The organism is Microcoleus sp. K5-D4 (genome assembly GCF_036704575.1).
Taxonomy (GTDB): Bacteria; Cyanobacteriota; Cyanobacteriia; order Cyanobacteriales; family Microcoleaceae; genus Microcoleus.
In genome coordinates this window covers 83,173-96,562 of record NZ_JAUBSD010000004.1, presented here as the reverse complement: position 1 = coordinate 96,562, position 13,390 = coordinate 83,173, and the positions used below count along the sequence as shown (strand labels likewise).

The following is a 13,390-nucleotide window of genomic DNA, read 5'->3' as shown; positions in this document are numbered from 1 at the left end:
AAACTGATGCGATTTGCGATCGGACCCGACGGACTCGCACCTGATGGACTCGCACGCGATGTAGGTGTAGAAGTAGAAATAGAAGTAGATATATGTGAACTTTTGGATGCGAATAAACTGGGAAGGAACTTGTACGCACCAAACGCAATTAATCCGAAAGTAATAATAAAAAATGTAGGTCTCGGACTTTTGCTGTTATTGTTATGTTGGGACATCATGTTTTCTCCTTATATAATTTATACAGCTTCTACAGAAAAGCTGTTAACTACAATCAGTATTCAAGAGAGTTCTGTTAAAGTCAATTCATTAAATTCACTAATTATGTTCATAAAAGTCATATTTGTTTTTTTAGGCAAGCAGGATGCTTGCTCCACAAGGGTTTCAGCAGAATTGACTGTTTTTTGAGCGCGTTTATGGTGCGATCGTACACAGCGCATTTCCAGATAATGCTAGGGCGATGAGCGCACTACAAGTAATTGCGATCGACTTGGGTAAATTCATGTGTTTCTGTCCAACTATAGCCATCCTAAATCATTTGTGAAGTTTTTACTCCCTCCCCTTGATAAGGGGAGGGTTGGGGTGGGGTCAAACCTTTACGACTCATTTATGATTGCTAGATAAATGTCATAATCTTGTGCCTGTCATTTTCAGAGTAGTAAGGTTTGAGCATTTAATTTATGAGTTACCAACTACAGATAGACTCTGGCTTGGTCATCGGGCAAATTTTGGGAGTAATTACGTTTCCACTCAGGGATAGATAATTCAGGTTAGTCAAAGATTGTAATGGTTTGATGTTGCTGATTTGATTGTTGTCAAGACTGAGATAATCCAGTTCACGCAAAGATTGCAATGGTTTGATGTCGCTGATTTTATTGTCGCTGAGTCCGAGAAAAATCAATTGAGTCAAGGATGCTAGCGGTTTGATGTCGCTGATTTGATTGTTATCGAGTTCAAGCAAAGATAGTTGAGTGTAAGGATTCAGGTCACTGAACTCCTTGCTGGGCAAAGACTTTAGATATGGAGCTTGATACTAAATCAATCTATATTCTCAATAAACCACGAAAAACTGTCACTTCTCCTCGTTTATTGACAATTAACCACGAAAGACAAAAACCCTTATTTTGCCCTAAAACCCTTGCCAGACAAGCGTTGGAGCCGCAAGTTTTTAGACCTGAATCCTTACAGTTGAGTCAATGATTCTAGCGGTTTTATATCGCTTATTTCATTTCTGCTGAGGTGTAGTTCAGTCAGTTGAGTCAAAGATTGCAATGGTTTGATATCACTGATTTCATTGTTGTCGAGGTAGAGTTGCGTGAGACTCGAAAGTTTCCGCTCGGCTGCATTGCACTCAGTAGTCTTAGATTTCCGCAACAACACTTCAACAGTATGCTTAGCTTCAGGACTCAGAGAAGCTTTTTCGCGACACCAATCACCAAATGTTTTGTTTGCGCTTTGCGTTTCTGCTGCTAAAACCGAAAGTCCATTTCCACATGATCCTAGACCGATCGCACTAAAAGCAGCTACCACCATCAAGGTTGACAAATTCACGTCTTTCTGTATAACCATAAACTTCATAATCTTGCACCTCTAATTCTCTGAACAGTAAAGTTTTAGAAGAAAAGCTGTAAGAGAGGACAACCGTCCTCTCTACAAACTGCACACATCAACTCAAATATCTAACAATTCACCAAATGCCGAATCAATATCAATCTCCGCAACAGCCACAGATTGAGCAACTGGTGAATGATTAGGAGACTCCGGCGACTTCACCGAATACCCATTTACTACTGGTGATTCAGCCACAGGTTCCACAACAACAGACTTAGATTTTTTGACATTAATTACAGGTGAATGTAGTCCATTTTCTCCATTCTTACTGGTTTCATTCCGCAGCAACATTGCCATCAAACCGTCCAGCAAACCCCCACTACCGCCGTTACCATTCACTGTGACATCGGGAACAACGCGAACGCTACCATCCGAAACCGCTTGCATCAGTTGCAACAGCGTGTAACTCTGCGTACCCAAAGCGTTGACACCAACTTGATAAGCATCCGCTTTTGCTTGTCCCATCAGCCGAATCCCTTCTGCTTCACCACTAGCGTGTTCGATCGCAGCAGTTGCACTCAGTTGGGCAATTTTCACCCCTTGTTCTGCCGCCACCACCTGATTTTGAATGTTTGCGATCGCAGTTGCACGCACCAATTCTTGACGTTGCGACTCTGAAATGCGCTGCACTTCGTAAGTTTTTTCTTGTTCCTGAGCAATTTTGCGATCGGTCAATGTTTGCATTAACTCTCCTGGCGGCGAAATCAAACCGATCAGCGTGTCAACAGCCTGCACATCATAGGCCCGCAGGGCTTGACGAACGTGTTCTGCCGCCTCTGCTTGGCGTTCGCTGCGGGCAATTAGAAAATCGAGTATTGTATATTCTTGAGAAGAATTGCGAAAATAATTGCCCACAATTGGACGCAGCACTTGGTCGATTAGATTTTGCATCGAACCTTGGCGCGAAATGACTCTCGGTGCATCCAAAGTACCGACATGAATGATCTGAAAAACTTCTAACTCAAAGGTGAATCCGTCAAAAGAAAGCAATTTCAAAGCACTTAACTTGGAGTCGTAGCCGTGTTCTCCGCTGAACCGCGATGTGAAGTTTAAAACAACATCGGTAGTGGGAACAAGTTCTACTTTCATCACTTTTGTATTGATGGGATGTTTGCCTGGGTAAAGCGGTTCTACCCACACACCTTTATCGCCTTTGTTGACGAGATTGCCGTGGGTAAAAGCGGCGCCGCTTACATCTTGGTGCGATTTTCCCACATAGGAAATTACTACCCCTACATAGCCGATCGGCACTTCCGTCATTTTTACCTGTTCTACTTGCACAAACCAGGGATTGAGGTTCCAAGAACCGGATAAAATCACCTGTTCTTGCAAGCCCCTGCGCCCGCCACCCTTGATGAAAGATTGCGCTTTTTGGAAATTGTCGTGACCGGGAATTATCGGCCCGGCAATTTCACCTTCATCAATCGGAATCCCGTCTAGCACGTTCGCAATTCCCACGCGATCTGGAGCAAGTTTGTATAGTTGAAATTCCGACGGCTGCATACCCTTTGCAGTGGCATTAGCTGAAGTAATGACTTCAAAGACAGCCGTATTAATCCGATAAGTACCAGTGGTGATGATGGCTAGTTGCCGTCCTTTTTCTCCACCGTCAGTGAGAAACTTTCGAGCATTTTGAAAATTGTCGCAATCGACGACTTTGCCTAAAATGCGATCGGGAGGAATGGTGGCTCCGTCATTGGCAATAATTAAACCGATTTCATCTTGAGGGACAACCACAACTGGTTCTTTGCGAATGCTATATTGCCAGGGGAAATAACCAAAATGCCAGCCGGGAGGAAGGGTATCTGCTTGCAAACCTCCTTCGCCATCGAGAGCAATCAATCTACTGGATGGCAAATTTTTGCGGGAAAATTTCTTGACAACAATTCCCACTTCTCGTTCGCCGATCGCAATTAATCCCAAAGTCCAGCCAATCTTGGGTATAAAGATGAAAACTAGGAACATTGCTCCTACGGGATAGATCCAAATCGGAATGCTAAATCCTTCTGCTTGGGCTGGTTGAACTTCCTGGGCTTGCGGCGGCGGATTGTTTTGAGCGGAAGTTGGCGGGGCAAAACCGCCTGCTGCTGCGATCGCGGTTGCGAAAGATACTGTTAATGGTAAAAGTTTGCGAAGCCAACGTGATTTAGTCATAGTTTTTAACCTGTTTTAAGCTCAAATGTACTGAAAAGTTGTTAACTACAATCAGTATTCAATAAATTTCGGTTGAAGTCAATTCATTAAAGTCATTAATTATATTCATAAAAGTCATATTTGGAATATGATTGTGCATGAAGTGCGATCGGTTGTACCCCAAAATGAGGGAATCAAAGTTTTACCAAATATTGAAAAGAGGACACGGCAATGCCGTTTTCCTACCCTAAAATAATCATGAGCACTTCATAAAAAATGTAACCACTGCCCGATTATTTGTAGGGAAACGGCACTGCCGTGTCCTGAATTTGGGTAAGATCAATATATCAACGGGTGCTCAGAAACCGGGTTTTTTGCGACAATACTTCTTTACAGCCCACAGATTCGGTAAAAACCCAATTTCTTTGGTTGTGATGCGTAACTCCCGTTGATATTAACCACCGCCACCGCCACCACCGCCACCGCCACCGCCGCCACCGCCGCCACCGCCACCGCCACCGCCACCGCCACCACCGCCACTGTTATGGCTAATGACTGGAATTACTTCTTCGTACTCGCGATGGTAAGAGCAGCTTCCGCAGTGATGGGTAACTTGCTGCTTTCCTGAACGGCTAGTAGTTGCAGGAATCAAAACTTTATAAGTTCGTTTGAGATTGAACTTTGTACACTCAGGGCAGCGTCGATTTGCAATGGATGTGATAATTGCTAAAGCTGGAAAAAGTCCGAACAACATTAGAAAAAAAAGGGTCCAGGGGTCTATAAAAAAGCCTTCTTCTCCAGCAGAAGTTTGAGGGTTTCCAGTTTGTTGCCAACCAGGTTGAGGTATATTCAGAATTTGCTGGGAAAATGCAATTTGCACTTCTAATTCTTGTTGGGGTTGAATAGGCTGAGTTGCCACAAACTCAAATGTTTTAGGATCTACTTGACGCGGAACTGCGGCTGTACCAAAATTCGTAAACGAGAGAACTTTCCCTGACAAAGCTTCTGGTAATTGCACCGTAACTTTTCCCGTCTTAATCGGAGCTTTGCGACCCGCTGCAATGGCTTTCCAATAAACTAGAGTATTCTCACCATCTACCTGCAATCCGCCTACGACGCGATATTTGATGACAAAAGTATGTGATTCTGGCGCTTTTAATTGATGTTGCCAACGAATCCAAAGTTCATTGTTTTCAATCCCCGTGCTACTCGGAATTATTTGATTATTTTCTTGAACGGTGACATCTTTAATTTCATCTACCTTACCTAAAGGAATATAGCGATATCGTTCAGTGTTGTAGTCGGCTGTGAACACATATTTTTGATTTTCCGTAACTAACATATCTCCGTTGGTCTGAACGTCGATTGTGACGTTGATGTTATCCCAGTAAAACGGTAGTTGTTGGGCCCGTGCCTGAGTGACTGTGACCAGAAAGACGGTCAAGGAGGTCATTAAGAAACAAAGTATTTTTTTAAACTGTCCTTTTTTCATAATATAATTCCTACAAGAAATCTATTGATTACAATCATTCAATAGATTTCTTGTAAGGTCAATTCATAAAAGTCATTACTTTAGTTCATAAAAGTCATTTTTTTAGTTCATAAAAGTCATTTTTTTAGTCCTGCAGGGGTTGAAACCCGTACCCCTAAATAGTAACGGAGGACGCGGCAGTGCCATTTCCCTACCCCAAAATAATCGATCGCTCCCCTCGCATCTAACCATCACCCGATTAATTGTCGGAGGACACGGCAGTGCCGTTTCCCTACCTCAAAATCATCGCTCATCCCCGCGAAAGATGTAACCATCGCCCGATTAATTGTAGGGACACGGCAGTGCCGTGTGCTAACTGTGGGTTATATCAATATTCCTAATAAATTTAGCGTTGAAATACGACACTTAACAAACTTAAAACCGTGCAACCAAACACGGCTTCAAATGCATATCTTCGCGAAGGTTTGTAAGGGTAAGAATTCCACACGCGCAGTTCTCCATTAAAGCCCCGTGACGCTAAACTCAGCGAAACTTGACGGTAGTTTTCCAAAGTTCGCTGAAGCAATTGCCCGATTAAAATGCTTAAACTGTGCATTCCCCGCTTCCAAGTGCGATAGCCACAGCGCGAGTTTTGGGCGATCCAAAGTTCATCGGCGATCGCCAATAAGCTAAAAATAAACCGATACATTAGTAATAGCAGTTCTGTGACTAACTCTGGACAGCGTAATTGTCTGAGAATCTGCAAGACTTCGGTAAATGGCACCGTCAAGAGAATGAAATACATACAGCTTGTCGATGCGAAGGCGCGGGCAAATAGCAAGCTCACTTGGTATATGCCGGTGCGGCTCACATACAGATAAAAAGTGCCGATGCTAATGCCCCAACCTTGCCAAATATCCCACTGAATCGCGGGGATACGATCGCCCGCAACCGCACCCATCGCCAAAGCAGGCAAACTTGTCAGCAAAAACATCAACGGTAGCGACAGCAACCGCAAATACAGTTTCCCCGGAATACCCGCATAGACGACGATCCAGACAGCCAACCAAAGGCCGATCGACAATTGGACGATCGCCCCAGAAACTAGAGACAGAATTAAAAGGGCGATCGCAAAGGATAACTTGTGAGATGGCGGCAACCCCCGCAAGCGATTTGTATAAGCCAGACTATCAATCTGATGGTTCATTCCGACGATTTATTATCAGACTGCTGCCGAGATTGCGATCGGCCTTTATACAACCCAATGACGTATCCAACTACGCCAGCCCCCATCGCCGCTTGAGACGCAAACAATAGACTTGAAATTTCTCCACTAGCCGGCTCAAACAAGTGATTAAACCAAGGCTTATAACCCGGTTGAATTTCGGTAATTGCTTTCTTAGCTTGGTCATCGGAACCGCCATATTCACCCCGCACAAAAATGAGAGGAAACGCTGCCAGAACAATCACAGCACCAGCCAAAAGCCAATTTTGCCGCGAAGTAGATTGGTAATTTTTTGTAGGTTTATGATTCACGGCTTATGACTCCTGTCTCAATAATTTCAAAGTTTCCAACTCCGGCTTCCCGTAAGAATGCAGCCAATTCCAGACCAATAGAGTCAGCAATCCCTCACTGATAGCCAGGGGTACTTGAGTAATAGCAAAGATGCCAGCAAACTTGAGAAACGAAGCGATAAAACCGCCACTTGCTGCCGGAAAAGCTAACGCTAATTGAATCGAAGTCGCCACATAAGTCAGTAAATCTGCCAAAGCTACCGCACAAAAAATTGCCGCCCGCTGGCTGCCAGTTTGCAACAGCAATTGATAGATAAAATACGCAGCGAAAGGGCCGACAATTGCCATCGAAAACATATTCGCTCCCAGGGTTGTCAACCCACCATGCGCTAACAGTAACGTTTGAAACAACAGGACTAAAGCCCCCAGTACAGCCATCACCGAAGGGCCGAACAAAATTGCGCCCAAACCCGTACCCGTCGGGTGAGAACAACTGCCCGTTACCGAGGGAATTTTTAAAGCAGAAAGCACAAAAGTAAACGCACCCGCCAAAGCAAGCAATAGTTTAAGTTCCGGGTGTTCTTTTGTAATGCGAGTAATCGATCGCAACCCAAAGGCAAAAAAAGGCAACGCCACCATCCACCAAAATGCAGCCCATTGCACCGGCAAAAAACCTTCCGAAATGTGCATAGCTGCGGCGGGCGTTGCCGAACCCAGGACAATATAACAACTCAAGCCAGCCATCAATCCCAAGCTGACCAATTTCCGATTTCTGGTCTTCACGCTGAACCTCGCAGATGAGACTATGTAAACTAACACATCGGCGGGCATCCTGACTCAGAAAGCGACATGACTCTCATTACAGTTGCGGGACAGCGCCGGACTTGCACCGAACTTTCCCCGTTTCCTCTAACGGCTGCTCCCCATTAGAACCGACTGGTTAGACATAGTTTAGTCGATCGTGTAAGTCTCAGCAAATCTTTTACAAAAATTACTTCAAATTAACTCAGCCAAAATTACCTATCATCTTCTCTTCTCTTCCTTCGCTTCTTCGCGGTTCGTTCAATAAATACTATCCCTCAACAAATCAACGGTATAATATTAGTGAGTTTTGAGGAAAGCCGCCATGTTAGATTACAAATTCCCTAGGCACTGGCCCTCCGCCGATGAACTACCAGACTCTGATGAAACGCCTGTGGATAACGAACTGCAAGAACTAATACCAGGATTGCTAAAAGCAATATTGCTCATACTTTGGGCAGAACGCATGGACTGGTTTTTTGGCATAGATATGGGTATCTACTATCACCCCGACAAACCTGCCATTGTGCCGGATGCTTTCTTGAGTTTAGGTGTAGAAAGGTTTTATGATGAAGAATTGCGCCCCAGTTACGTGCTGTGGGATGAAAATGTTCTGCCGAGTTTTGTGCTGGAAGTAGTTTCCCCAACTTATCGCAAGGAATACAGCACAAAGTTGGAGGAATATCAAGCTTTAGGTGTACTTTATTACGTCATTTATTCTTCCCGCCGCCGTCGTAAACCTCGTTTAGAAGTACACAAGTTAGTCAATGGAAAGTATGAATTACAGCCAGGAAATCCAGTTTGGATGCCAGAAATTGGTTTGGGGATTGGTTGTGAAAGGGGAAGTTATTCGGGGGTGACAAGGGAGTGGTTGTATTGGTATGATGCCGATGGAAAACGTTATCTGACTCCTGAAGAACAGGTGAAAGAATCCACGCAGCGCGCCCAACAAGAAGCCCAGCGCGCCCAACAGGAATCGCAGCGCGCCCAACAGGAAGCCCAGCGCGCCGATCGACTGGCTGAACGTTCCGATCGACTAGCTCAGCGATTGCGAGAGTTGGGGATAGATCCTGATAATTTGGGCTGATGGCAATCAAGAGTACCAGACTGACCGACTCTAGACGCTCAGAAACCGGGTTTTTCAACCGAGATCGATCGTCCTCAACGAAAGATTTTCAGGAAAAAACCCGGTTTCTGCGTCCAGAAAAGTGTGAATATTTATCGCAAAAATCAGGAAATATCGAGCTAGATTTGGGAAAAACAGAGAGTTTGACGGGAAACATTGAGATGCAGCTCGAAAAAATGAAAATCAGCAGAGGTTATTAAATAATGGTCATGGATCTGCGTTCTTACGATGTCATCTGTTTTGGTGATGAAGTTCCAGGAGTTCTAGCTGTTGTCTCTGCCTCCAGAGAATATCTTCGCCGCACAAAGCGTTATCCGCGAATTCTGCTGATGTCTAAAGGAAGCTTGCAAGAAGGAATTGGCGGGCATTTGGTAAGAGGTGGCCTTGCTTATTTAGATAGAAGTCAGATTAGTGAACAACTTCAACAATCTTTAAAGTTAGATACCTTTGGTTCACCGGCGACAATCTATAAAGAGTTCCTGCAAAAATCCGGTGTTAAGGCAATTGCACTTGACCCCCGCAAAGCCAGTGCAGCGCTGAAAGAAATGCTAGTGCAAGCTGGGGCTGATCTCCTCAGCAAAGTAGAAATTAAATCAGTCACTAAAGCAGGCCAAAAAATTGCCAGTATAACCACCTCTCAAGGGGTAGTTTATGCCGGCAAGCAATTTATTGATGCCACTGTCAATGGCGAATTAGCTCAAGCTGCAGGTGTGAAAAAGCTGAATGGATTTGAAACATTGGGTCTGCCTAACTCAGAACTTCCAGTCACCCTCGTTTTTGAAACCCAAGGACTCAGTGCAAGAACCCTAAAAGAATTCGATTATATTTATCTAAAACGCTTCACCAACCTGGCCGATTCAGAGAGTCAAAAATTTGTGCTGTACGCTGCCGACAAAGATGCCCTACTAGCAGAAGAACTCCGGCGGGAAATGAAGGACACTAAAGGCAATCTCAAAACTCTGTGGGCGGGCAACGATTACATCGATGTTCGCTCGCCGGCTCTGTCTGTAGCTTACCACTCTTTTAGAGGAAGAAAACTATCTTTTTCTGAAACTGGCGTAATTTTAGATGAGGGAAATATAGCCATACTTCCAAATGACAGACTTTCGTGGAATGCGCTTTTATTCGCCGTCACCGCCAGCGAAGCGGAAGCCTTAGCCAGAAGCGGGAGCAAACCCACGGCTAATATGCAAAGAGAGATCTTATTTATTACCACTTGGCTGAAGAGTTTGGGGGCTACTTCTGTTACTTCTGCGTCAGAACTTTATATCAGACACGCTGGCAATGTGACGGGAGTTGTAGAACCTTTAACTGGCGCACAAATGCTGTTAGGTGGCGTACCTGCTAATGAAGCCCTGGCAACATTTAGCTATCATTTTGATGTACGGGGAGGTATCCAGGGTATTCGCGATAAAGCAACTCGTCTAGGATGGTTTAAAAGTCTGAGTTTTAAACACCCTATCTTTAATATAGGCATCCGCCACGCATTAATTAAAAACGTTCCTAACCTGGCAGTGGTCAGTCCTTGTTCGGGATTTGAAGGGTTTGCCTGTTCTGTCGGCAGAATTGTGGAATTCAACGCTGCAGTTGGTCAAGGTGTGGGTATCGCTGCGGTTAATGCCATTCTAAATAACAAAAATCTAGCCGATGTATCTAACCGAGAAGTGAGACAAGTTCTCGCTGAAACAGGTCAGTTACCTAAAATTTTTGGAACTCCAAATAATGGTGAGGCAATGCTATTGGCGCAATTCGAGACTCTTGCCAGTTCGGATGCTATTGCGTAATATAAATTCCGGTTGCACTCCTCATGACTGTTGGCTGTTGACTGTTGACTGTTGACTGTTGACTAAAATTATGCTTTCGGGACAACGGACTGTTTGAACCTTTGAAAAATACCGATACAACCGGAAACGATATAATAGCAATTTCAATAAACAATGCAGTAGTAAATTGGGCAGGTGGAACGAAAATCAAGCCAAAAAAATTTAGCAAAAAATGAGTGAAATTGCTATTAGTATTATGCTACCTCGAATGACAACCATCACGTTGGTTTGTAGTGAGGACTTTCATCTTCATAAAATTCTGAGCACTTCCGTCTTCACTACAAACCTATAACGGTGATTTTACCGGAAATTATATAATACCTCGATCGCCTGCACCGAATTATTGTGCTGCGCGCCCTTAACCGGTGAACAACTTTTCAACTTGAGACTTGGCTTGATTTTTCCAGCTTGGTTTCCCGCACAAACAAGAAAAGCGGGAAAGCACATGAAAACGAAACAAGCACACCCAGAAGTATGTACAGCCCTACAAAACTTATATCCAATCGTTTTGACTCAGCGTACATCCAAGTGCTTCCTGCTACAGTTGCGATAAACAAATCTAAACTTACCGATTTTGCAGCAAGATTAGCCGAACTCTCGTTTACAAAGTCGAGCAAGCCAGCATTGCTAAAAAACTGTAAGTTATAGTACCCAGGCAGCACAAGTCCCAGAATTGCTAGGATGAGATAAATGATTCGCTTAACGCTCATAATTACCCTACCTGTTCTTTGATCGAGTGTATTACCCTACTCGCTAACAACCAATCCTTACTTCTTCTGCGGGCACTTCGGATGAATCCCCCCCTGCAAACAAATGTAAGCAATTTGACTTTTATCTAAATTCTTAGCCTCCGCAAAATCAACTCCTAGGAATCGACCGGATTTACTACCAGTCGGACTTTGAATAAATTGATCCGAAGCTGTTTTCCCCAGAAACACAGCGCCTTTAAAATTCGCGCCCGCTAAATTTGCGCCCCTAAAATCAACCGAACTCACCTCCGCATTCCGCAAATTAGCATCTTGCAACCGAGCATCTTTTAAATTCACGTTGGCGAGTTTAGTCGAACTCAAATCGGCATTTTGTAAGTTTGCGCCGCTCAAATCAGCACCGGACAAATCAGCACCTTGCCATTCCGATTTAGACAAATTTGTCAAGGACAACTGAGCGCCTTGAGCCTTCACTTTTGCCAAACGCGCGCCTGACAAATCTGCTCCTGACAAATTCGCGCTTCCTATATCTGCCCCGGTAAAACTTGCATTTTTTAACAGTGCTTCCTGCAAATTGGCTCCAATTAAAATAGCACTGCTGAAATTAGCTGCATTCAAATTGCCGTTTGACAAATTAGCTTTGTTCATGACAGCGCGCACAAAAGTAGTCCGGTTCATTACAGCACTGTTTAAAGACGCCCCGGTCAAATTTACTCCTTCCAAATTAGCGCCGCTCAAGTCAGAAATCCAATCGTCAAAGGTAGCCGGACGCCTGTCTTCGCCGGTGCCGTAAAAGCGAGATCCCTGCAAGCTGGCATTGGTTAAATTGGCATTTCTCAACTTAATTCCCGACAAGTCAACTTTGTTTAAAACTAAAGTAAACTGAGACGGGCCGGCAGGACTTTGAGCTAAATCCGTGCGACTGAGATCGACACCGTTGAGCTGGCTGCTATACACTGTGAGAATTTTGCCGATCGCCCTTTGTACTGTTCGCAGGCGGGCGGCCGCTAACTCGCGTTCCGGGGCCTTGCCGCCAAAGCGCAGGGAATCGAGGTCGTTGCTGAGGGCTTGATTCAACCGCTGCAACTCAGGCAAAGCTTTCGGCCCGCTACTGACTAAAGCTTGCTGGATCGCGTCCAGCATGGCGCGGTTGTCTTCTTGAGCTAGCAAATCCGCTAGCAGGGGTACGGCGCGGGAGTCTTCCACCGCCCCCAAAGCCAAAATGGCCGATCGCCTGCCCGATGCCCCGCTAGCCGATGTGGGAGACAATTTGCTGACTAAAGCTACAAATAATTCGTCGTTCCGCTGCCGGGAATCCCGCATATTTGCTTGACTTTGAGTGTAGATGAGAGTGCCGACAAACAAAGTTAAAATCAATCCCGCGCTGCCGATAGTAACTATCACTAAAGTGGTGCCCGGGTGTTGGCGCATCCAATTCCACAAACTGCGATTTACTTTCAGCCCGCTTTGTGGAGTCACAACCAAAGCCGCAATCTGCGCGTCTTCCTCAGTCCAATCTGGACTCTTGACAGGATTGTCAGACAGTTGATTCGATCGAGCGTTGACCACCAAAGTATTCGCGAGGCGATCGTGTCCGGATTGGCGTTTGTAGCGCAATGCAAAAGCGCCGTCTGCGAGCACTGCCAAGCCGCTGAGTCCCCCTAAAATCAGCAAATCAGGAAACGCACCGCTCAAGCGCCAAATGCCGTAAGCGACGCCCAGAGGCACTCCCCAGCGCCCCAAACTTTCGCGAATTAGCACTGGCCCAAAACCCGGAGGAGTACCCGACGCTGTGACAACTTTGACGCCGAACCAGCGTTTGGGGAGAGTTTGACCGGTTCTGGCAAGCAAAAACAGTTGCCACCCCGCTAAAACTGCCGGTGCCAGCAGCGCCGCTGACCATAATAGATTAGTTAGGGGTGCGACTCTGGGGCTGCGATCGCGCACGGGTATGCCCAAGGTACGGGCGACGGTTTCGGATGCTGCTGCTACTGAGGAATTGAGCGGCACGGTTTGAGATTCCTGGTTGACCAATGCCCCGATACTGAAGGGAACGAGGGCGCTGGCCGCAATTAACGAAATTTCCACTGCCCAAGCGCCGCACCTGCGAACCAGCAGTGGCATTTGCTTGGATTGTGTTTGCCAAGACGGATCGGGTTGATTGATGCCGCTGGGCGCGGTGGGGTTAGCCATATTTAGAAATTCC

General features: G+C 45.4%; 13 protein-coding genes and 1 riboswitch. Of the genes, 4 read left to right on the top strand and 9 right to left on the bottom strand.

Annotated elements, in window-relative coordinates:
* Window positions 1–6 precede the first annotated feature (6 nt).
* Window positions 7–405, top strand: coding sequence for a hypothetical protein (locus QUA77_RS02685; RefSeq protein ID WP_333449177.1), 399 nt, complete (start codon window positions 7–9; stop codon window positions 403–405).
* A gap of 277 nt (window positions 406–682) precedes the next feature.
* On the opposite strand, the gene QUA77_RS02680 is transcribed toward QUA77_RS02685, so the two are convergent.
* From QUA77_RS02680 to QUA77_RS02650, 7 genes are all read right to left on the bottom strand, one after another.
* Window positions 683–958 (bottom strand): leucine-rich repeat domain-containing protein, encoded by a 276-nt coding sequence (locus QUA77_RS02680; protein WP_333449175.1) that lies wholly within the window; start codon window positions 956–958, stop codon window positions 683–685.
* Between the two features lie 221 nt (window positions 959–1,179).
* On the bottom strand, window positions 1,180–1,575 hold the full coding sequence (locus tag QUA77_RS02675) for a leucine-rich repeat domain-containing protein (RefSeq protein WP_333449174.1): 396 nt from the start codon (window positions 1,573–1,575) through the stop codon (window positions 1,180–1,182).
* Between the two features lie 93 nt (window positions 1,576–1,668).
* On the bottom strand, window positions 1,669–3,762 hold the full coding sequence (locus QUA77_RS02670; protein ID WP_333449173.1) for an SPFH domain-containing protein: 2,094 nt from the start codon (window positions 3,760–3,762) through the stop codon (window positions 1,669–1,671).
* A gap of 433 nt (window positions 3,763–4,195) precedes the next feature.
* Window positions 4,196–5,233, bottom strand: a complete 1,038-nt coding sequence (locus tag QUA77_RS02665) for a DUF2207 domain-containing protein (RefSeq protein ID WP_333449172.1) — start codon at window positions 5,231–5,233, stop codon at window positions 4,196–4,198.
* A 385-nt stretch (window positions 5,234–5,618) separates the two neighbouring features.
* The gene (cbiQ, locus tag QUA77_RS02660; RefSeq protein ID WP_333449171.1) at window positions 5,619–6,419 is read right to left on the bottom strand and encodes a cobalt ECF transporter T component CbiQ; all 801 of its coding nucleotides are present in this window, start codon (window positions 6,417–6,419) and stop codon (window positions 5,619–5,621) included.
* Entirely contained in the window at window positions 6,416–6,748 is a 333-nt protein-coding gene (locus QUA77_RS02655) for an energy-coupling factor ABC transporter substrate-binding protein (RefSeq protein WP_333449170.1), read from the bottom strand. Before QUA77_RS02655 ends, cbiQ begins: the two co-directional genes overlap by 4 nt.
* A gap of 3 nt (window positions 6,749–6,751) precedes the next feature.
* Window positions 6,752–7,471, bottom strand: a complete 720-nt coding sequence (locus tag QUA77_RS02650; protein ID WP_333449197.1) for an energy-coupling factor ABC transporter permease — start codon at window positions 7,469–7,471, stop codon at window positions 6,752–6,754.
* A 61-nt stretch (window positions 7,472–7,532) separates the two neighbouring features.
* A riboswitch (cobalamin riboswitch) is annotated at window positions 7,533–7,679 on the bottom strand.
* 174 nt (window positions 7,680–7,853) lie between these two features.
* On the opposite strand from QUA77_RS02650, the gene QUA77_RS02645 reads away from it, so the two are divergent.
* Genes QUA77_RS02645 through QUA77_RS02635 form a run of 3 tightly spaced genes read left to right on the top strand, consistent with a single transcriptional unit; the run spans window position 7,854 to window position 10,438 of the window.
* The gene (locus QUA77_RS02645; protein ID WP_333449169.1) at window positions 7,854–8,615 is read left to right on the top strand and encodes a Uma2 family endonuclease; all 762 of its coding nucleotides are present in this window, start codon (window positions 7,854–7,856) and stop codon (window positions 8,613–8,615) included.
* Entirely contained in the window at window positions 8,615–8,854 is a 240-nt protein-coding gene (locus tag QUA77_RS02640; RefSeq protein ID WP_333449168.1) for a hypothetical protein, read from the top strand. The genes QUA77_RS02645 and QUA77_RS02640 overlap by 1 nt, the downstream gene beginning before the upstream one ends.
* A gap of 3 nt (window positions 8,855–8,857) precedes the next feature.
* A complete protein-coding gene (locus QUA77_RS02635) occupies window positions 8,858–10,438 on the top strand; it encodes an FAD-dependent oxidoreductase (protein ID WP_333449167.1) in 1,581 nt (526 codons plus the stop codon).
* Window positions 10,439–10,854: 416 nt separating this feature from the next.
* Here the strand turns inward: QUA77_RS02635 and QUA77_RS02630 are convergent, their stop codons facing one another.
* Together QUA77_RS02630 and QUA77_RS02625 are read right to left on the bottom strand one after the other, a co-directional pair.
* A complete protein-coding gene (locus QUA77_RS02630) occupies window positions 10,855–11,187 on the bottom strand; it encodes a DUF2834 domain-containing protein (protein ID WP_333037836.1) in 333 nt (110 codons plus the stop codon).
* Between the two features lie 57 nt (window positions 11,188–11,244).
* On the bottom strand, window positions 11,245–13,377 hold the full coding sequence (locus QUA77_RS02625) for a pentapeptide repeat-containing protein (protein ID WP_333449166.1): 2,133 nt from the start codon (window positions 13,375–13,377) through the stop codon (window positions 11,245–11,247).
* Window positions 13,378–13,390: the final 13 nt, after the last annotated feature.

Coding starts and splice junctions, on each gene's coding strand:
- QUA77_RS02685 (WP_333449177.1), top strand. CDS start 7: ATGCGATTTGCGATCGGACCCGACGGACTCGCACCTGATGGACTCGCA.
- QUA77_RS02675 (WP_333449174.1), bottom strand. CDS start 1,575: ATGAAGTTTATGGTTATACAGAAAGACGTGAATTTGTCAACCTTGATG.
- QUA77_RS02670 (WP_333449173.1), bottom strand. CDS start 3,762: ATGACTAAATCACGTTGGCTTCGCAAACTTTTACCATTAACAGTATCT.
- QUA77_RS02665 (WP_333449172.1), bottom strand. CDS start 5,233: ATGAAAAAAGGACAGTTTAAAAAAATACTTTGTTTCTTAATGACCTCC.
- cbiQ (WP_333449171.1), bottom strand. CDS start 6,419: ATGAACCATCAGATTGATAGTCTGGCTTATACAAATCGCTTGCGGGGG.
- QUA77_RS02650 (WP_333449197.1), bottom strand. CDS start 7,471: ATGGCTGGCTTGAGTTGTTATATTGTCCTGGGTTCGGCAACGCCCGCC.
- QUA77_RS02645 (WP_333449169.1), top strand. CDS start 7,854: ATGTTAGATTACAAATTCCCTAGGCACTGGCCCTCCGCCGATGAACTA.
- QUA77_RS02640 (WP_333449168.1), top strand. CDS start 8,615: ATGGCAATCAAGAGTACCAGACTGACCGACTCTAGACGCTCAGAAACC.
- QUA77_RS02635 (WP_333449167.1), top strand. CDS start 8,858: ATGGTCATGGATCTGCGTTCTTACGATGTCATCTGTTTTGGTGATGAA.
- QUA77_RS02630 (WP_333037836.1), bottom strand. CDS start 11,187: ATGAGCGTTAAGCGAATCATTTATCTCATCCTAGCAATTCTGGGACTT.
- QUA77_RS02625 (WP_333449166.1), bottom strand. CDS start 13,377: ATGGCTAACCCCACCGCGCCCAGCGGCATCAATCAACCCGATCCGTCT.